This window comes from Stenotrophomonas sp. 01N47 (assembly GCF_056399165.1).
Map to the genome: position 1 here is coordinate 20,116 of NZ_JBFTQU010000011.1, position 16,611 is coordinate 36,726.

The window sequence follows — 16,611 nt, forward strand, 5'->3', positions numbered from 1 at the left end:
TTTCGCAGCGATCTTCCCCATGTCCGTCCTCGACAACCTGGCCAACCTGCAGACCTTCGTCCACGCCGCGGACACCCGCAGCTTCGTCGAAACCGGCCGCGTACAAGGCATCTCCGCCTCGGCCGCCGGCAAGTGCGTGGCCCGGCTTGAACAGGCGCTCGGTGTACGCCTGTTCCACCGCAGCACGCGCAGCATCACCCTCACCGCCGAGGGCCATCTGTTCCTGGCACGCTGCCGCCGCATCCTCGACGAACGTGATGCCGCACGCACCGAACTGGCCCAGCAACATGCAACCCCCAGCGGCACCCTGCGCATCAGCCTGCCGCTGGTAGGCGACCTGACCCTGCCGCTGATGGCCGAGTTCATGGCGGCCTACCCGGACATCCGGCTGGAGCTGGATTTCTGCGATCGCCTGGTCGATGTCATCGAGGAAGGCTTCGATGCCGTGCTGCGCGTTGGCGAGCCCAGCGATTCACGCCTCACCGCACGCCGCCTCGGGGTGTTCCCACGCCGCGTGGTTGCATCGCCGGCGTACCTGCAACGGCACGGCGTTCCACGCACGCCGGCCGACCTGCTGCAGCACCGCCTGCTGCACTACCGCTTCCCCAGCACCGGCAAGCTCGAGCCATGGCCCATCCTCTGGCCCGAAGGCGAAACGGCACAGGATCTGCCGGTGCACCTGGTCGCCAACACCATCGAAGCGCGGGTGGCACTGGCGCTGCGCGACGGGGGCCTGGCGTTCGTGCCGGTGCATTCGGTGCGCGATGCACTGGCCGATGGCCGGCTGGTCACCGTGCTTGATAAGCACGTGCATTCCTGCGGCATCTTCCACCTGCTGTGGCCCTCCGGCCGCCACGTGCTGCCGAAGCTGCGGGTATTCATCGAATTTGTCGGCGCACGGCTGGATACGGTGCCGTAACCCCGCGCCACGGCCGCGACCATTCAGCTCGCGGCGCTATACTGAACGCTCATTCCCCACCGAGGCTCGCGACCAATGCGCCAGTGATGCCGCCGTCTTCGCACTAGACGGCCCGACTCTTCCCGCCCCTGCGCGCAGGGGAGAACCAGGCATCACATGGAGGTCGCATGACTTCGCATTCCCTCACGCTCGATCGCGTGTCGTATCGGTTGGCCGATGGTCGACCGTTGTTTTCCGATCTGTCCTTTTCCTTCGAACCGGTGGCCACCGGACTGGTCGGCGCCAATGGCGCCGGCAAGAGCGTGCTAGCGCGCCTGCTCGCCGGCCAGCTGTCGCCCGACGATGGCCGCGTGCACCGCAGTGGCCAGGTATTCCTGTTGCCTACGCCGGGCTATCCGCCACGTGGCACGGTGGGTGAACTGGCCGGCGTCGGCGCCGAACTGGCGGCACTGGCACGCATCGAAGCAGGCAGCATTGATGAAGCCGATTTCGCCTGCGTGGGCGACCACTGGGACCTGCGCGAACGCCTGCAGCAGCAGTCGCAGGCAATGCAGCTGCCGGCCGACCTTGATCCGGCGCAGCCCGCCTCCCGGCTCAGTGGCGGCCAGGCGATGCAGGTGGCGCTGTCCGGTGCGTGGGCCAGCGGCGCGGACTGGCTGATCCTCGACGAGCCAAGCAATCATCTCGACGCCCGGCATCGCCACCAGCTGTACGCACAGCTGCAGCAGTGGCAGGGCGGCCTGCTGGCCATCAGCCACGACCGTGGCCTGCTCGCGCAGATGGCGCAGATCGTCGAACTGGACGCGCACGGCCTGCATCGTTACGGCGGACCGTGGCAGCACTATGCCGACACACGCGCCGCCGAACGCGAGGCCGCCGCCGCCCAGCTGGAGCATGCCCGTGCCCAGCACCGGCAGCAGCAACGCAGCGCGCGCGAACAGAACGAGCGCCAGCAGCAGCGGCAGGCACGTGGCAACCGCGAAGCGCGCGAGGCCAACCAGGCACCGATCCTGCTCGGTCGGCAGAAACAGCGCGCCGAAGCCAGCCACGGCCGTACGCAGCAGATCCAGAGCGACCGCCTTCAGGCCAGCGCAGCGCAGGTGCGCGCCGCCGCTGCGGCGGTACACGTGACGCCAGAACTGGCGTTGTTCAGTGGCGAGAGCGAGCGTGGCCAGGCCCGCCTGCTGCAGGCGCACGATCTGGTGCTGCCGCATGGCTGCAAGGCGGCGCTGCAGCTGGAGATCCGGCGCGGCCAGCGCATCGCCGTCGTGGGCGACAACGGCAGCGGCAAGTCGACGCTGCTGCGCGTGCTGGCCGGACAGCTGGCGGCGCGCAGCGGTCAGGTGCAGCGGCATGCGCCGCTGGCCCTGCTCGACCAGCAACTACTGGGGCTTGCAGGTGAACAGAGCATCCTCGATGCCGTGCGCGCTGCGAATCCCGCGGCCGATGCGGGTGAACTGCGTACGCGTCTTGCCCTGCTGGGCCTGGATGCGCAGCGCGTCCAACGCCCGGCCAGCAGCCTCAGCGATGGCGAGCGGGTGAAAGGGGCACTGGCCAGCGTGCTGTACGCCGATCCTGCCCCGCAGCTGCTGTTGCTGGACGAGCCGGGCAACGCGCTGGATCTTGCCGCGCTTCAGGCGCTGGAAGAACTGCTGGCGGCGTGGCCGGGCGCGTTGCTGATGGTCAGCCATGACACCCACCTGCTGCAGGCCCTGCGGCCAACGCAGGTGCTGCAGGTCGGTGACGCAGGTTGGCAGTGGCGCGATGCGGTGTAGAGCCGAGCACGCGCTCGGCTCCTGCTGGCATTCATCCACGCATGGCGTGGATCTACTGCACAGCACTGCCTCCACGCCCCTCGTGGCGCAGACGCATCAACGCGTCCACACCGGGAACGCCTGCGGCATCTGCTGCCACAGCAAGGGCCCGGCCTGCAGCTCGGTGTCGTTGAGCAGGCACGCATCCAATGCCGAGCGCACCGCGCGCTCGTCCATGTGTACGCCGATCACCACCAGTTCCTGCCGGCGATCCCCCCACAGCGGATGCCACAGGCGTGCCATCGCCGAGTGCGCTTCCGCGTCCGGGAATTCCTCTGCATCGGGCAACGGTGCGCTCCAGCAGTCGGCCTGCTGCCGGGCCCAGCCCAGATCGCTGTACGGCAGGGGCGTTGGCGGCAGCAGCGGCGTGGTGTCCTCGTGGCCGGCACGTACACGCTCGCGCGCCGCATACCAGAAGCCCGCCGCCTGCGTGCGCGTGGCCGCGCCCACGCTGTTCAACTCACCCACCCAATCCATGCGGTTGGCCAGCCAGAACCAGCCCTTGCTGCGGATCACTCCGGGCATGCCGTGCTGCAACGTGCGTGCGAAACGAGCTGGATGGAACGGCCGCCGCGAGCGGTAGACAAAGCTGGCAATGCCGTATTCCTCGGTTTCCGGCGTGTGCTCGCCACGCAGCTCCTTCACCCATCCCGGGGCCTGCTGCGCGCGCTCGAAGTCGAAGCGGCCGGTATCCAGCAGCTCGGCAAGCGGTACGTCACCAAAGATCGACAGCAGCAGCTTCGCGTCGCGGTTCAACCCGCGCAGCACCGCCAGCGTGTCCTGCAGCAGCTCCTCTTCCACCTGGTCCACCTTGCTGACCACGATCACGTCGGCGAACTCCACCTGCTCGCACAGCAGGTCGACCACGCCGCGGTCATCGTCCGGCCCCGCCTGCTGGCCACGCTCGGCCAAGCGCAGCGTCGAACCGAAATCGGCCAGGAAGGCGCTGCCGTCCACCACCGTCACCATCGTGTCCAGCCGCGCGATATCGCTCAGGCTGAAGCCGTGCTCATCGCGCACCGCGAAGGTGGCCGCCACCGGCATCGGCTCACCGATCCCGGTCGATTCGATCAGCAGGTAGTCGTAGCGGCCGCTGTCAGCCAGGCGCCGGACCTCCTGCAGCAGATCATCGCGCAGCGTGCAGCAGATGCAGCCGTTGCTGAACTCCACCAGCGTCTCTTCGGTACGACGCAGCTCCGCGCCACCATCGCGCACCAGCTGCGCATCGATGTTGACCTCGCTCATGTCGTTGACGATCACCGCCACCCGCAGGCCATCGCGGTTGCGCAGGATCTGGTTGAGCAGGGTGGTCTTGCCGGCACCGAGGAAGCCGGAGAGCACGGTGACCGGAAGGCGGCGGTCGGCGCGGGAAACAGTGTTCATGTCGGAGTGGGCTGGCTGCGGAATGGAAATGTTACTGTATAACAATTGCCGTGCAAGGAACTCCCCGCATGAAGTCGCCCTCTGCCGCCCTGCTTGATGCCGGCGCCGTCGCCCTGTCCAGCCTGTGCCTGCTGCATTGCCTGGCATTGCCCCTGCTGGCGGCCGCGCTGCCGCTGTTCGGCGTCTGGGCCGAAGCGGAGTGGGTGCACCTGGTCTTCGTCGCCATCGCCCTGCCGATGACCGGCTTTGCCCTGTGGCGCGCCGAACGCCGCCAGCCGCTGCCTGCGCTGGCATGGCTGAGCGCGGGCATGGGCCTGGCACTGTTGATGGCCGGGGCGCTGGCACTGCCCTCGCACGCCTGGGAGACCCCGCTGACGGTCACCGGCAGCCTGCTGCTGGCCGCCACGCACCTGTGGAACGCGCAGCACCGGCACCGCAGAAGCTGAAGTGCCGGCCGCTGGCCGGCAACAGCAGGCTTCGTCCGCAGTTCATGAGGTTGCCGGCCAGCGGCCGGCACTACCCAGCTATTTGCCGTAACGCCGCAGTAGTTCCACCAGTACCTCGGCTTCGGCCGCCCGCTGCGCCGGGTCTTCCGCGCCCACCACGTGTTCCTGCAGATGCTCGTGCAGCAGTTCCATCAGCAGGCTGTGGGCGGCGCCGCGTACGGCCGCCACCTGCACCAGCACATCGGCACAGTCGCCTGCCTCGCCCCCGGGCGTGTTCAATGCCTGTTCCAGCGCTGCCACCTGCCCGCCGATGCGGCGCACCCGGGTCAGCAGCTGCTTTCGATTTCTGTGTACATGGGCCATGCCGGGATCATATACCCTATGGGGGTATCCACCCAAGCCTGACCGCCGCCATGCACCTGGACGCCCTTGCCGCCGCCCGTCGCCACGAGCACCGCTTCGACGACGGCAATCCGCTGGCCGAACGCAATACCAGTCGCGCCATGTGGCTCACCGTCAGCATGATGCTGGTCGAGATCGTCGGTGGCTGGTGGTTCAATTCCATGGCCGTGCTCGCCGACGGTTGGCACATGAGCTCGCACGCACTGGCGCTGGGCCTCTCTGTGTTCGCCTACCGCTGTGCACGCCGCTACGCGCACGATCCGCGCTTCGCCTTCGGCACCTGGAAGATCGAGATCCTGGCTGGCTATACCAGCGCCATCGCCCTGCTCGGCGTCGCCGCGCTGATGGTCGTGCAATCGCTGCAACGCCTGTGGGTGCCCGCGCCCATCCACTACAACGAGGCCATCGCCATTGCTGCAGTCGGCCTGGGCGTGAACCTGCTGTGCGCGTGGTGGCTGCACGACAGCCCCGGTCATGCGCATCACCATCATGGCCACGGACACGGACACGACCATGGCGATCATCATGGGCATGACCACGATCACTCCCACGGGCACGACCTCAACCTGCGCTCGGCCTACGTGCACGTGCTGGCCGACGCCGCCACCTCGGTGCTGGCCATCGTCGCCCTGCTCGGCGGCAAGCTGCTCGGCCTGACCTGGCTGGACCCGGTGATGGGCCTGGTCGGCGCGGTGCTGGTCACCGTGTGGGCGATCGGCCTGCTGCGCGACAGCGGCCGCATCCTGCTCGACGCGCAGATGGATGCGCCGGTGGTGGCCGAGGTACGCGAAGTGATCGAGCAGGGTCCTTGGCCGGCACGCCTGGCCGACCTGCACGTGTGGCAGGTGGGGCGTGGCAAGTACGCCGTCGCCGCCAGCGTGGTCACCAGTGATGCCGCGCTCGATCCGGATACCGTGCGCCAGGCCTTGGCGATCCATGAAGAACTGGTGCACGTCACCGTGGAGATCCACCGCAGCGCGTGACCCCAGCAGGGCGGCGGTTCTTGCCGAAAATCTGTACCGGCCACGGCTGCGTGCTGCCTACACTGGCCGCACCTGCCCCGTCGGGACATCCCATGCGCACGCTCCGCCTGCTGCTGCCCGGTGCCCTCCTGCTGCTGGTGGCCTGTTCCGGCGACACCCAGCTGCCGTTCTCCTCCGACCCGATGCTCGGCTGCTTCGCCACCAACCCGCGCAAGTCCGCCGAGTTCCGCATCGAAAAGGAAGCAAGCCAGTACTTCGTCTCGTTCGAACGCGATGGTCACTGGCAGCGCGAACCCAATGCGCTGTACAAGGCCAGCCGCAGCGACATCCAGCAGTACTTCCGCGATGACGCCGACCAGATCGACAGCGCGCTGATCCGGATGGCCGGCGGCTTCGGCATCTTCCGCGTCAAGGACGGCGCAACGCTGAAGGCCCGGGCACGCGACAGCGACTACATGGCGCTGCTGCTGATCGGCGCCGGACCGGTGTATGCGGTGAAGTGCCAGTAGCGGCCACATTGCAATTCTTCCCATGGCCTCAGCGATGCCGCTGGCACACGCTGCCGGTTTCGAGGAGGAATTCCGATGACCGTTCTTCTCCTGCTGGCCGCAATTGTTGCAAAGACCCAGGGTGCTTACGACGAGGTGCGTGAGACCGCTGATGGCGAGATCGTGGTGATGCGTACCTTCGACTGGGAGATCGAAGGGCAACGCGCCGAACGCGTAACCGTGCACTGGCTGCTGCAGGAAGACGGCAGCATGCGGTACGACTTCGACCGGCAACCAGCCGCCACCCAGGAAGTCCATCGCCGTTCGTGCGCGTTGCGGGGAATGCAGCCCTCGCGAGGCGTCGGCCTCATCTCGGGAGAGGGAACCATTCACGGATTCAGCTGCAGCGGCCCGCTGTAGCGCCGCGCCCCTGCCCGGCTCGGCTGCACGGCACCTGCGGTACCATGCCCTCCCCCGAGCCACCTACGCTACCTGCCGTGCCCCACTACTCCGGCCCCCTGCTGACCCGCGACAGCGCTGACACCCTGCGCCGTGCCCATGACAAGGGCGCCACCGAATGGCCGGGCTCGCTCGATCTGGGCCGCAGCGAAGCGGCGGTACAGCTGGATGCCGAGGGTTTCACCTTCCGCGGCCAGCACTATCCGTGGCCGGGCAAGCTGAAGGACCGCACGCTGTACTACTGGGATGGCGAGGAGTTCTGCTCCATCTCCCGCTTCAGCGGCTCGCTGATCAAGCTGGTGCCGACCGAGTGGGGCGCACCGACCTTCGAGATCGACGGCATCAAGATGCTGCCGACCTCCAAGCTGTCGCCGTTCGAGGACGCGCGCCGCAAGGTCGAGCTGGTCGCCCCGGCGGGCAAAAGCCTCCTCGATACCTGCGGCGGGCTCGGCTACTTCGCCGCCTGCGCACTGGAGGCCGGCGTCGGCCAGATCCGCTCGTTCGAAAAGAACGCCGACGTGATGTGGTTGCGCACGCTCAATCCGTGGTCGCCCGATCCGGATTCAGCCGCCGCGGGCGGCCGCCTGCACTTCAGCCACGGCGACGTCTCGCAGCAGATCGAACAGGTCGCCAGCAACAGCGTCGATGCGATCCTGCACGACCCGCCGCGCTTCGGCATTGCCGGCGAACTGTACTCGCAGGTGTTCTACGACCATCTCGCCCGCGTCATCCGCAAGGGTGGCCGCCTGTTCCACTACACCGGCGCGCCGAACAAGCTGACCAGTGGCCGCGACGTGCCACGCGAAGTGGCCAAGCGCCTGGAAAAGGCCGGCTTCAAGGCCGAGCTGGCGCTCGATGGCGTGCTGGCCATCAAGCGCTGAGGCTCACTCGCCTTCCACCTTGGCCAGCTTCATCACCCACTTCGGCACTTCCGGCTCGCCGGCGTAGAACGCCTTGGGCTTGTTTTCGGCCATCGCCCAGCGGTGCAGCCAGCTCGGCCCATAGCGACCGCTGTAACCCTCGGCGCCGCGCGCGTAGGCGGGGTCGCGCACAGCTTCTTCCAGCGACACGAAGCGATAGCCACGGCGCTTGGTGGCCGCCACCAGCTCGGCGAACGTCGCCGCGTTGAGCTCGTTGGCATGCATCAGCCACACCTGCGGCACCGCATAGCCCAGCAGCGCCTGCGACTGCTGCTCGTAGTAATCCACCTTGTTCAGCATGTACGGCACATAGCCCTTGCGCAGGCTCGCCAGCGTCGCCTCGCGCTGCGGTGAATCGGGCTGCTCGTTCATCACGTTGGCATAGGCAAAGGCCCACACCCACTCACCGTTGTCGACCGTCACCGGTGCCACGCGGTAGCCGTGCTGTTTGAAGAACACGTCCATCGCCACGCGGTCTTCCTGCGTACGGCCCGCACGCAGGTAAGGGTGGCGCATCCATTGCGGCGTCTGCCCACGCTCGGCCAGCAGCGGTCGCAGCACCTGCTCGCCGCGCAGGAAGTCCTGCTGGAATGCCGCTACACCTTTGGCGTTGAGGTCCATGTGCGACCAAGTGTGGTTCCCGAGCTCGTAGCCGGCATCCAACCAGTCGCGCAGCATCTGCACCCGCGCCGGCTGCACCTGGCCATCCACTTCCAGCTTGTTTTCGTTGACGAAGCCCACCACCGGCACATCGGCCTGGCGCAGCTGCGCCATCAGTGCGGCATGGCGTGCCTGCAGATCGGCCGGCACGATCTCATCCAGGCGCGCCCACGGCAGATCGTCGATGGTCACCGCGATGCGCCGATCGACTTCGGCAGCATGGACGGTCAATGACAACAACAGCAACGGCAACGCACGCAGGAACAGACGCATCGGTACATCCATGGGACGAGGATGCAGCGACTGTAACGCGATTGGGCCTTGCCGCCGAGTGTGGACCCGGTCGCAGCGCCAGAGCGGGTCAGTCGGCGATGTACTGCGGCGGCACGTGGTCGGTCAACCAGACACCATTGGCCGAGCGGTGGAATACATGCCCGTCGGCATGCATGCGCCCGGCGTGCACGCTGAGGATCACCGGCGCACCGCGGCGGGCACCCACCTGGTGGGCCGTCTCGCGGTCCAGCGACAGATGCACGTGCTGGCGCTCGCCCGGACGCAGACCCTGCTCGCGGATTGCCCCGACGAAGCGCGACACCGTGCCGTGGTACAGCCACGGCGGCGGCTCGACCGGCACCAGTCCGAGATCGACCGTGATCGAATGCCCCTGGTTCGCGCGGATACGCTGGCCATCATCGCTCAGTGCAAAGCGCTGCTTGCTGCAGGTCGCCACGATGTCCTGCAGTCCGCCACGATCAAGCACCTGCCCGTGTGCATGCAGCTTCTGCAGCAGTTCGTCGACGTTGGCCCAGCCTTGGCCGTCCAGGTTCAACCCGATTTTCCCGGGTTCATGGCGCAGCACCAGGCTGAGGAACTTGCTGGTCTGCTTGGTTGAAGTTTCCGTATTCATCCGCATAGCGTGCCGCAGAAGCGCCGGTTGATGCCAGTCAGTGGCCCGCGCGCGAGTCAGAGCCGGGTCAGCTGCGAGGTGGTGCGCCACAGCAACAGGCCAACCACCATCGCAGCCATCAGCAGTCCGCACAGGATGATGGCCAGCGCGTCAGGTGCGTGCGGCGGCATCAGCTCGGCCTTGGCGAACAGCTGTAGCAACCATCGCCGCATCGAGGACGGCAGCGCCTGCCCGTCCGGTGCCAGATCGGTCATGCACGCAGCCGGCAGTGCCGTGGTGATGCCTTCCCACACATGCTCATACAGTCGCAACGTCGCGCTGGCCAGCAGCAGCGCCGCCGCGTGCAGGGCGAGCAGGCCCCACGCACTGCGGCGCAGCGGCGTGTCCACATGCCGCAACCAGTGCACACAGACCAGGAGCGTACCCAGCACGGCGAGCAGCAGCGTTGCCATCGGCAACCAGAAGAGCGGCTGCCAGTCATCCAGCGCGCTGGCACGCGCCAGCAGATGCTCGGCCACGTGCAGGCGCGCGGCCGGATCAATACCACCACAGGCCAGCGACAGTGGCTCCAGCAACAGGTCCACGCGGTGATGGAAGTACCCTGCGGCCAAGCCAACCGACAGCAGCGCCACCACCTGCAGCAGCAACAGCATCAGGCCAGCGCCGAAGAAGCGCCCAAGGCGGGCAGTAAAGGCGGTCATCGGTGTATCCCCAGCAAGTGACGCGCATGCTAGCCAAGCCAATCGATGCTGTCGGCTGGCAGATGCGACACCATCGCCGGTGATGCGCGATCATGTGCGTTCAATGCAGGAGTGTTGGCGATGCTGGGGTTGTATCTGTTCGTGCGTACCGTGCTGCCGGCACTGCTGGGCGGGGCGGTTGCGATGCTGGGCGCGCGGGTGATCAATCGACGGCTGGCCCGTCTACCGCCACGGGTGATTGCCCTGCCTGATGACAGCCTGCTGCCCAGCCCCGCTGCACAGCGGCGTTATCGCCGCCTGCGGCGCCGCAGACCGCGCCTGCAGCGCTTCACCCAGCCGCCCAAGGTGCCGCGCAGCTGGGTCCTGCTCGCAGCAATGGCGTTCATCGGCACGGTGGGCCTGACCGTCTACCTGATGCCCGATGGCCCCCGCTTCCAGGTGCTGGTCGAGAGCACCTTGGGATATCCCTCCACCGTCATCGAGGTCCGCGCGCCCATGCAGCAGCAGCTGCAGTTGCTGGATGCCTGCGCCCCCGTGCTGCATCGCACTGTCCGCCCCATCACCATGCGCTACCGCAGAGCCCGCACCGGCAATCCGGTCGAGGTGCACGGGGTGCTGCCGGTGCAGGTGCGGCACCGCGGCACGCTGCTGCAGGTGGCCACGGCGCAGCCGGTGGATGCGGCCCTGCTGCGCGATGCCCTGCACACGTGCAGCGCATCGTCCAACGTTGCGCTGACGATACAGCCGCGCATCGTCGCGCCATGGCGGGAATGGGGTTGGCAGCCGTGGCCGGGGCGCAGCAGCCAGTAAGGCTTCAACCGCGCGGCAGTTTCGCCGCCCACATGTTGTCCACCAGGTTCGGGTAACGGCGCCCGTTCTCCTCTGCCCGCTGCCGCGCCGCCGCCTTCTGCGCTTCCGTCAGCGGCTGCGTCTTCTGGCCCTTCGGGTTGGGCTTCTTCCAGGGCGGCGTGCGGGCAGTGGGCATGTGCGGATGATGCCGTAGTGGGTGTTACTTCTTCAGGAATTCCAGCAACGCCAGATTGAAGTCATCGGCGTGGCTGGTATTGCAGCCATGTGGCGCATTCTTCAGCACCACCACCTCGCTGCCGGCGATGGCCGCGTGCGTGCGCTTGCCTGAACCTTCGAACGGCACCGTCGCATCGCTGCCCCCGTGCAGCACCAGCGTCGGTACGGTCACTTTCTTCAGGTCCGCGCGGAAATCGGTGGTGGCGAACGCCTTCATGCACCCCAGCGCAGCGGTCTGGTCAGATTGATGGGCAAGCGCGATGGCGGCCTGGCGCTCGTCCTCGGTGACCATCAGCTTGCCGTCGGCACTGAAGAAATCGCGGGTAAAGCCGTCGAAGAACGACTCCCGGTCCTTCTCCAGCCCCTGGCGCATCTCATCCGCCTTTTCCTGGGTCAGCGGCCCTTCGGGATTGTCCGCGCCCTTCAACAGGTACGGCGGCACGGCCGCAGCGAACACCACGCTGTGCAGGCGGTCTTCACCATGGTTGGCGATATAGCGCGCCACTTCGCCACCGCCCATCGAGAAGCCGACCAGGGTGACATCGCGCAGATCGCGTTCGTCGATCAGGCCGGCCAGGTCAGCGGCCAGGGTGTCGTACTCGTAGCCATAGGCGGGCTTGTCCGAGCGGCCGAAGCCCCGACGGTCGTAACTGATCACGCGGTAACCGGCATCGCGCAGCAGCGGCACCTGCGCCTTCCAGGATTCGGCAGACAACGGCCAGCCATGGATCAGGATGACCGGGCGGCCGGTGCCGCCGGTATCTTCAATGTGCAGTCGGATGCGGGAAGCAGTCATGGTGGCTCCTGTGGAAGCGTGGAACCAGAGCCTAGTCGTCGGCACCTATGCTGGCCGTGATGAAAATCCGATCCACGACAACGCCACGTGCACCCACGCTATCGTACAGGCCACCGGATCCTAACGTTGGTGATAGCACATGACGGCGGTTCGTCCTCCACGCTCAAGATAGGACGCACCGGGGTACCTGATACCTGTGAGCGCTCCGGGCATCGTATTGCGCGTCACCATCAATCCCTTCAACGAACGGCGGCCTATGAAGATTGCTGAAATTCCATTGGCGTCTTCCTGTACCACACGGATTTCGCTTCCCGCCAAGTCGGGCGGCAACGGCGCATGGCCACGTATGCGCGTATCGCCAGGCCCCACCAACAAGCCACCATTGACCCTGAACGTTGCGGAGGACCGACCCAGCACGTGGGCATCGGCCCAAGCGACGATCGCCCGCGCATCACCCTCGTCGTTGACGTAGGTGTAGTAGCTACCGCAGCTGATGTAGTTGCATCCCGCCGATGTGCAAAACACGACTGCAAGCAGCGCAGCATGCAGAACACGCTTTGCGGTCAGCCGGCCTCTATCAGTCACCACCGTAATTCTCATAGTAGTAGTACCCCACTTCGGAGAGGAAGATGCGCTGTGGAATGTTGGAGCTCGTGCCGGCGCCGGAGGCGTTCCAGCCCACAATGGCAGCCCTCATTTCGCCCTGGCTGTCGCCCGACGCCCTGAAGGTCATTCCCTGCTTTATATAATTGAAGTCGCCGCCCCTGTAGGGCCCGATGGGCGCGCCACCTTCGCGCACGATGCGAAAGAACTTTCCACCGTTGTCTCCATAGAAGATCGAATCGGCCTTGCTGTGTACCACGGCCCTCTCCCAGACAGGGAGCTTGTCGAACCCACCGCGCACCTCACTGGCCATGCGGGTATGCGCCGCCTCGTACTTCATAACGTCATTGAAGTCCGACATCGTGAGGTCAACAACACCATCAGCGCCTGGCGCCTTATCCAACCTGCTTCGATGAGGCGCCGCTTCGTCCTCCCCGAGACGTCGAGCGCATTGCTGCGGCGCACAAAGGGACGCCGCCATTTGTTGCCCGTTGAGACGGCGTTTTGTCGAGCCATAACAGGGTTTCGTCGGTATGCAGCCCAGCGATGTCGTTCGCCATGCCAGCCTGCGCGAATCATCCCCAGGACTTTCGCCATGTTGCTGCTCGCCCTGCCCCTGCTCGCCGCCGCACTCGCCGGCACCGCCCCCGCCAGCGACACCCTGCGCGAGCAGATCCGCGCAGCCGACACGCAACTGTTCGCCGTGGCCTTCGATGCCTGCGATGCCGACAGGGCCGCCGCGATGACCACCGAAGACATGGAGTTCTTCCATGACAAGGATGGCAAGTCCGCCAACAGCCGCGAGGACTTCCGCCGCAGCGTGGCCAACCTGTGCGACAGCGCGCGCAAGGGCGGCTGGCACCTGCGGCGCGAGCTGGTGGAGAGCTCGCTGCAGGTCTTCCCGCTGCAGGATGATCGCGCACTGGAAATCGGCGACCACCGCTTCCATGAGCGTGGCACCGATGGCGTTGAACGCTGGACCGGGCAGGCCCGTTTCATCCAGGTCTGGCGCCGGGTGGACGGTCAATGGCAGGCCGAGCGGGTGATCAGTTACGACCACCGCCCGGCGGACAAATGATCATCAGCGCCGCAGCGCCCGCTCAGTCACGCAGGTTGCTGGCGCGCGTCAGCATCCAGCAGCCGTAGCGGCGCGCGAAGGTGTAGGTATCGCGCTCGTCGTCGCTGCCGAAGGTCACGCGCTGTCCGTTGTCGTCGATCGCTTCGATGCGTGTGGGCGCGTTGTAGGTGCCTGCGCGCATGCGCTCCAGCGCGACCGGGTCACGGCTGACCGGCGAAGGCACGAACAGATCGAACGCAGCGAGGTAGCGGTAGCTGAAACGCTTCAATCGCGCGCCGCCCTGTTCCAGCGCGATGTGCGTGTGCGCCAGCCCCTCGTGGTCGTCGCGCACGGTGTGCATCGGCACCTCGTACTCCAGCGGGTCGGAGGTATAGCGCAGGCGCACCCGGTCATCGGCCGGGTCGGCAAAGCGTTGCAGGAAACGCGTGAAGTCCTGCGATGGGCAGGCGGGATCGTCCGCTGCTACCGGCGTGTCAGCCGCCGCAGCACCTGCGCAGGCCCACAGCCCCACGCCCAGCAGCAACCGCGCGGCCGCCTGTCCCCGTATCCGGATTGTCTCCCCGTGCACCACGCTTTCCCCCGCTGCCATTGCACCGGACGCCATCCCCTGCGTCGCCGGGCCACAGGCTAGCAACAAAGCGGTTACCGGCGCAGCCCGCGACCGTTTTACACTGGCCACATCCGGCCACACGGTAGCGGCCACATGGAGCCCCCAATGACCCCTGACGATTCCCTTCACCAGCAGATCCGCCAGAACGTGGCCGCACTGGACGAAAAGCACGGCCGCGCGTTCGACGCCACCAGCGAGAACGTGGCCGCCAGCCTGGCCGTCAAAGCCCGCGAACAGGGCCTGGAACGCGCCGACCACGTGGTGGTGAGCAACGCCACGGCCAACCACCCGGCCGGGCACAACATCTTCGTGGTGCAGGGCGACCCGGCCAACCCGGCGCACCTGCGGGCGATGCTGCCGACCGCCGTGGCCGCGCAGACGCCGGCCGAGGAGTCACTGCAGAAGCTGGGACTGGGTGGGCAGCAGCCGGTGCAGGCCGAGCAGCAGACGCTGGATGCACAGGCGCAGGATCAGCAGCAGAACCCTGCGCATCGGATGGGGTGAACACCGGCAGGCGTCGATGCGATCGACGCCTTTATGGCATGGGCCGCTATCAGCCCATTCGCGGCTGGGACTGCTGCGTCTGTTGCTGCAGCTGATCCTCATGCGCAATGCGGCAGGACTCACGCCCCTGATGCTGCACGCTGGCTTGTTGGTACACCTCTTCAACCGTGCCCTGCTGGGCATCGACCAGCGACAAGCGCTGGCGGTTCGCTGCAGGGTCCGGTGAAGCGGTGTCGCCAGTGCGCTGCAGAAAAACATAGCCCGGCGAATCCACAGCGCCGCCGCTGCTGAAGGCCACCTGCAAGGTATCGCGTTCGGTGTAGCCCCCCTGCACCGCCAATCGTGTCAGGTGGCCCGCCAACAGCTCGGGCTGTTGCCCCGCCGGCAGCCCTTGGCGCTCGGCGGCGTCACCCAGCGCTGCCCGCACCCGCTGGTCGAGAGGATGCAACGCGTCGCCCGGCACGCGTGCGTCGTTGGCCACCCGCTCGCCGCTGCGCTCGCCGATGTCGTCGTTGTCGCTCAGCAGGCGATGCTTCCACGTACGATCGGGCATCGGGTTGGTTTTCGTACGATTGAGATCACTGTTGGGGAACGGCGGATCGATGCTGTCGACGCCGTGGATGTTACGCAGCGGACGATAACCGTCCTTGCCACCGCCATTGATGTCCAGAGGAATGCGGACATCCGGGAAAAGCTGCCCGGCGGGACCTCCCAGCGCATTCACGTCGATGCTTCTTTTCCGCTCGATGCCCGCGTGGTTCAAGGCTTCCCAGGTGAAGTCCACGCAGTTGTTGCGGACATCCTGGTAGTGCTTGCTGAAGCCAAACCCCTCGGGATCTTTGCCGAAGGCGTCGAGCTTCTTGTATTGCTCCTCGCTGATTTCGAGCGTCCGGGTGTATCGCGGATCCTTATAGATCAGATCATCTTTCTTCACGATGTCGCCCGGCCCATTGATGTCGCCATGCACCACAGGTGCAAAGCCGTAGCTCTGGGGAGGCACACCCGTAGCGTGCAGGACGTAGAACATGTGCCCCGGCGCGGAGGTCTGCAGAACACCATCCACAACCTCCTGCTTACCGGTCGAAAGATCAAGCAGAGGGGTCCCGGGTGCCGCAATGACGATATCTACGGTGTAGCGTGGCTTGTCCATAAGATTGTTCCTTCAGTTCCTTCCAAGGGATGTAAATAGAGCCTACTTACCAACGGGTCGTGCAGCGTGGACGCGAAGACGGGCCGAATACTCGCCCAGTTCCGGGGTCACTTTGACGGTGCGAACCTGCACTCGATAGCGGTTGTCGTTCTGCAGGGGCAAGGCAACGACACTCAGCATGTACTGCCCGCCGCTACCTGACCGCAACATTGCATAGCGCCAAGTGTCCGACGTATGCCACGCAGGAAGCGGCTGACCTGCGTTGAGTGCTAGTGCCTGGTAATTGTCGTAGGTAGGCACATCCTTCCAAGCCCCGCCTGTCCAGCGCTGCAGGACCACTTCGAACGGAATGTTCAAGCGCTCCAAGTCCGGCGCATCCGCGCTGTACGGTCTTTGGCGTTGCATCTCGAGTTCCAACGCATGAATGCGGCTGGGAGTGAAATTGCGTCCGTTCATCTCGAACTCGAAAATCACCTCTTGGCCCGGCTGATCCACAGCGATCGGCTGCGTGAGGTCCAGCGGCTCGGGTGGAACAGGATCACGGCTGGAACAGGCGCCCAGCACGGAGCTCAAGATGATCAACAGGCCGGCGCGCAGCCAGCGGTGGATACACAGCATGATTCAGACCCTTTGGCTCCCTGCCATGGGCTTCAACCCTAGCGGGTTGGCGGTCGGCACTGCAACCGGGCAAAGAAAAAGGCAGGGCAAAAGCCCTGCCTTTTTCACGCGTCAGGACGCCGGGCGTGGCCCAGCGTCATCGCA

21 protein-coding genes are annotated in these 16,611 nt (G+C 66.2%); 10 read left to right on the forward strand and 11 right to left on the reverse strand.

The window, feature by feature from the left end:
* Positions 1 to 19: 19 nt before the first annotated feature.
* Together AC1DKR_RS18400 and AC1DKR_RS18405 are read left to right on the forward strand one after the other, a co-directional pair.
* Complete coding sequence (locus AC1DKR_RS18400; protein ID WP_478034307.1) at positions 20 to 919, forward strand: LysR family transcriptional regulator; 900 nt, start codon at positions 20 to 22, stop codon at positions 917 to 919.
* 167 nt (positions 920 to 1,086) lie between these two features.
* Positions 1,087 to 2,694, forward strand: a complete 1,608-nt coding sequence (locus AC1DKR_RS18405; RefSeq protein ID WP_478034309.1) for an ATP-binding cassette domain-containing protein — start codon at positions 1,087 to 1,089, stop codon at positions 2,692 to 2,694.
* Between the two features lie 96 nt (positions 2,695 to 2,790).
* Here AC1DKR_RS18405 and AC1DKR_RS18410 read toward each other — a convergent pair whose 3' ends face one another.
* A complete protein-coding gene (locus AC1DKR_RS18410; RefSeq protein WP_478034312.1) occupies positions 2,791 to 4,116 on the reverse strand; it encodes a GTP-binding protein in 1,326 nt (441 codons plus the stop codon).
* A 68-nt stretch (positions 4,117 to 4,184) separates the two neighbouring features.
* Between AC1DKR_RS18410 and AC1DKR_RS18415 the strand changes: the two genes are divergently transcribed.
* On the forward strand, positions 4,185 to 4,562 hold the full coding sequence (locus AC1DKR_RS18415) for a MerC domain-containing protein (RefSeq protein ID WP_025879198.1): 378 nt from the start codon (positions 4,185 to 4,187) through the stop codon (positions 4,560 to 4,562).
* Positions 4,563 to 4,640: 78 nt separating this feature from the next.
* On the opposite strand, the gene AC1DKR_RS18420 is transcribed toward AC1DKR_RS18415, so the two are convergent.
* A complete protein-coding gene (locus AC1DKR_RS18420) occupies positions 4,641 to 4,925 on the reverse strand; it encodes a metal/formaldehyde-sensitive transcriptional repressor (RefSeq protein ID WP_312785741.1) in 285 nt (94 codons plus the stop codon).
* Between the two features lie 50 nt (positions 4,926 to 4,975).
* On the opposite strand from AC1DKR_RS18420, the gene dmeF reads away from it, so the two are divergent.
* From dmeF to AC1DKR_RS18440, 4 genes are all read left to right on the forward strand, one after another.
* The gene (dmeF, locus tag AC1DKR_RS18425; protein WP_478034315.1) at positions 4,976 to 5,947 is read left to right on the forward strand and encodes a CDF family Co(II)/Ni(II) efflux transporter DmeF; all 972 of its coding nucleotides are present in this window, start codon (positions 4,976 to 4,978) and stop codon (positions 5,945 to 5,947) included.
* 92 nt (positions 5,948 to 6,039) lie between these two features.
* Positions 6,040 to 6,456 (forward strand): hypothetical protein, encoded by a 417-nt coding sequence (locus tag AC1DKR_RS18430; RefSeq protein WP_033830222.1) that lies wholly within the window; start codon positions 6,040 to 6,042, stop codon positions 6,454 to 6,456.
* 75 nt (positions 6,457 to 6,531) lie between these two features.
* The gene (locus AC1DKR_RS18435) at positions 6,532 to 6,855 is read left to right on the forward strand and encodes a hypothetical protein (protein ID WP_301865353.1); all 324 of its coding nucleotides are present in this window, start codon (positions 6,532 to 6,534) and stop codon (positions 6,853 to 6,855) included.
* Between the two features lie 77 nt (positions 6,856 to 6,932).
* Positions 6,933 to 7,775, forward strand: a complete 843-nt coding sequence (locus AC1DKR_RS18440) for a class I SAM-dependent methyltransferase (protein WP_312785737.1) — start codon at positions 6,933 to 6,935, stop codon at positions 7,773 to 7,775.
* Between the two features lie 3 nt (positions 7,776 to 7,778).
* Here the strand turns inward: AC1DKR_RS18440 and AC1DKR_RS18445 are convergent, their stop codons facing one another.
* From AC1DKR_RS18445 to AC1DKR_RS18455, 3 genes are all read right to left on the reverse strand, one after another.
* Positions 7,779 to 8,747: a polysaccharide deacetylase family protein gene (locus AC1DKR_RS18445; RefSeq protein ID WP_428703829.1), complete on the reverse strand. Its 969-nt coding sequence runs from the start codon at positions 8,745 to 8,747 to the stop codon at positions 7,779 to 7,781.
* Between the two features lie 88 nt (positions 8,748 to 8,835).
* Positions 8,836 to 9,381: an RNA 2'-phosphotransferase gene (locus tag AC1DKR_RS18450; RefSeq protein WP_312785735.1), complete on the reverse strand. Its 546-nt coding sequence runs from the start codon at positions 9,379 to 9,381 to the stop codon at positions 8,836 to 8,838.
* Between the two features lie 56 nt (positions 9,382 to 9,437).
* Complete coding sequence (locus AC1DKR_RS18455; RefSeq protein WP_478034318.1) at positions 9,438 to 10,082, reverse strand: hypothetical protein; 645 nt, start codon at positions 10,080 to 10,082, stop codon at positions 9,438 to 9,440.
* 120 nt (positions 10,083 to 10,202) lie between these two features.
* On the opposite strand from AC1DKR_RS18455, the gene AC1DKR_RS18460 reads away from it, so the two are divergent.
* Positions 10,203 to 10,892 carry a hypothetical protein gene (locus tag AC1DKR_RS18460; protein ID WP_478034320.1) on the forward strand — a complete coding sequence of 230 codons (690 nt, stop codon included), beginning with the start codon at positions 10,203 to 10,205 and terminating at the stop codon, positions 10,890 to 10,892.
* A gap of 4 nt (positions 10,893 to 10,896) precedes the next feature.
* Here AC1DKR_RS18460 and AC1DKR_RS18465 read toward each other — a convergent pair whose 3' ends face one another.
* From AC1DKR_RS18465 to AC1DKR_RS18475, 3 genes are all read right to left on the reverse strand, one after another.
* Positions 10,897 to 11,067, reverse strand: coding sequence for a hypothetical protein (locus AC1DKR_RS18465; protein WP_099782623.1), 171 nt, complete (start codon positions 11,065 to 11,067; stop codon positions 10,897 to 10,899).
* 24 nt (positions 11,068 to 11,091) lie between these two features.
* A complete protein-coding gene (locus AC1DKR_RS18470; RefSeq protein WP_478034323.1) occupies positions 11,092 to 11,904 on the reverse strand; it encodes an alpha/beta fold hydrolase in 813 nt (270 codons plus the stop codon).
* Positions 11,905 to 12,481: 577 nt separating this feature from the next.
* Positions 12,482 to 12,868 carry a hypothetical protein gene (locus AC1DKR_RS18475; protein ID WP_363729544.1) on the reverse strand — a complete coding sequence of 129 codons (387 nt, stop codon included), beginning with the start codon at positions 12,866 to 12,868 and terminating at the stop codon, positions 12,482 to 12,484.
* Positions 12,869 to 13,102: 234 nt separating this feature from the next.
* Here AC1DKR_RS18475 and AC1DKR_RS18480 point away from each other — a divergent pair, with 234 nt between their 5' ends.
* Positions 13,103 to 13,585 carry a DUF4440 domain-containing protein gene (locus tag AC1DKR_RS18480; RefSeq protein ID WP_312785730.1) on the forward strand — a complete coding sequence of 161 codons (483 nt, stop codon included), beginning with the start codon at positions 13,103 to 13,105 and terminating at the stop codon, positions 13,583 to 13,585.
* Between the two features lie 22 nt (positions 13,586 to 13,607).
* On the opposite strand, the gene AC1DKR_RS18485 is transcribed toward AC1DKR_RS18480, so the two are convergent.
* Positions 13,608 to 14,153: a hypothetical protein gene (locus AC1DKR_RS18485; RefSeq protein WP_447944544.1), complete on the reverse strand. Its 546-nt coding sequence runs from the start codon at positions 14,151 to 14,153 to the stop codon at positions 13,608 to 13,610.
* Positions 14,154 to 14,300: 147 nt separating this feature from the next.
* Between AC1DKR_RS18485 and AC1DKR_RS18490 the strand changes: the two genes are divergently transcribed.
* Complete coding sequence (locus tag AC1DKR_RS18490) at positions 14,301 to 14,699, forward strand: XVIPCD domain-containing protein (RefSeq protein WP_243380336.1); 399 nt, start codon at positions 14,301 to 14,303, stop codon at positions 14,697 to 14,699.
* Positions 14,700 to 14,748: 49 nt separating this feature from the next.
* Here the strand turns inward: AC1DKR_RS18490 and AC1DKR_RS18495 are convergent, their stop codons facing one another.
* Positions 14,749 to 15,849, reverse strand: a complete 1,101-nt coding sequence (locus AC1DKR_RS18495) for a hypothetical protein (RefSeq protein ID WP_363729536.1) — start codon at positions 15,847 to 15,849, stop codon at positions 14,749 to 14,751.
* Between the two features lie 42 nt (positions 15,850 to 15,891).
* Entirely contained in the window at positions 15,892 to 16,467 is a 576-nt protein-coding gene (locus AC1DKR_RS18500) for a hypothetical protein (RefSeq protein ID WP_363729534.1), read from the reverse strand.
* Between the last annotated feature and the right edge of the window lie 144 nt (positions 16,468 to 16,611).

Excerpts from the sequence above, each read along its gene's own strand:
- AC1DKR_RS18400 (WP_478034307.1), top strand. The coding sequence starts at position 20 with ATGTCCGTCCTCGACAACCTGGCCAACCTGCAGACCTTCGTCCACGCC.
- AC1DKR_RS18405 (WP_478034309.1), top strand. The coding sequence starts at position 1,087 with ATGACTTCGCATTCCCTCACGCTCGATCGCGTGTCGTATCGGTTGGCC.
- AC1DKR_RS18410 (WP_478034312.1), bottom strand. The coding sequence starts at position 4,116 with ATGAACACTGTTTCCCGCGCCGACCGCCGCCTTCCGGTCACCGTGCTC.
- AC1DKR_RS18415 (WP_025879198.1), top strand. The coding sequence starts at position 4,185 with ATGAAGTCGCCCTCTGCCGCCCTGCTTGATGCCGGCGCCGTCGCCCTG.
- AC1DKR_RS18420 (WP_312785741.1), bottom strand. The coding sequence starts at position 4,925 with ATGGCCCATGTACACAGAAATCGAAAGCAGCTGCTGACCCGGGTGCGC.
- dmeF (WP_478034315.1), top strand. The coding sequence starts at position 4,976 with ATGCACCTGGACGCCCTTGCCGCCGCCCGTCGCCACGAGCACCGCTTC.
- AC1DKR_RS18430 (WP_033830222.1), top strand. The coding sequence starts at position 6,040 with ATGCGCACGCTCCGCCTGCTGCTGCCCGGTGCCCTCCTGCTGCTGGTG.
- AC1DKR_RS18435 (WP_301865353.1), top strand. The coding sequence starts at position 6,532 with ATGACCGTTCTTCTCCTGCTGGCCGCAATTGTTGCAAAGACCCAGGGT.
- AC1DKR_RS18445 (WP_428703829.1), bottom strand. The coding sequence starts at position 8,747 with ATGCGTCTGTTCCTGCGTGCGTTGCCGTTGCTGTTGTTGTCATTGACC.
- AC1DKR_RS18450 (WP_312785735.1), bottom strand. The coding sequence starts at position 9,381 with ATGAATACGGAAACTTCAACCAAGCAGACCAGCAAGTTCCTCAGCCTG.
- AC1DKR_RS18455 (WP_478034318.1), bottom strand. The coding sequence starts at position 10,082 with ATGACCGCCTTTACTGCCCGCCTTGGGCGCTTCTTCGGCGCTGGCCTG.
- AC1DKR_RS18460 (WP_478034320.1), top strand. The coding sequence starts at position 10,203 with ATGCTGGGGTTGTATCTGTTCGTGCGTACCGTGCTGCCGGCACTGCTG.
- AC1DKR_RS18465 (WP_099782623.1), bottom strand. The coding sequence starts at position 11,067 with ATGCCCACTGCCCGCACGCCGCCCTGGAAGAAGCCCAACCCGAAGGGC.
- AC1DKR_RS18470 (WP_478034323.1), bottom strand. The coding sequence starts at position 11,904 with ATGACTGCTTCCCGCATCCGACTGCACATTGAAGATACCGGCGGCACC.
- AC1DKR_RS18475 (WP_363729544.1), bottom strand. The coding sequence starts at position 12,868 with ATGTCGGACTTCAATGACGTTATGAAGTACGAGGCGGCGCATACCCGC.
- AC1DKR_RS18480 (WP_312785730.1), top strand. The coding sequence starts at position 13,103 with ATGTTGCTGCTCGCCCTGCCCCTGCTCGCCGCCGCACTCGCCGGCACC.
- AC1DKR_RS18490 (WP_243380336.1), top strand. The coding sequence starts at position 14,301 with ATGACCCCTGACGATTCCCTTCACCAGCAGATCCGCCAGAACGTGGCC.
- AC1DKR_RS18495 (WP_363729536.1), bottom strand. The coding sequence starts at position 15,849 with ATGGACAAGCCACGCTACACCGTAGATATCGTCATTGCGGCACCCGGG.
- AC1DKR_RS18500 (WP_363729534.1), bottom strand. The coding sequence starts at position 16,467 with ATGCTGTGTATCCACCGCTGGCTGCGCGCCGGCCTGTTGATCATCTTG.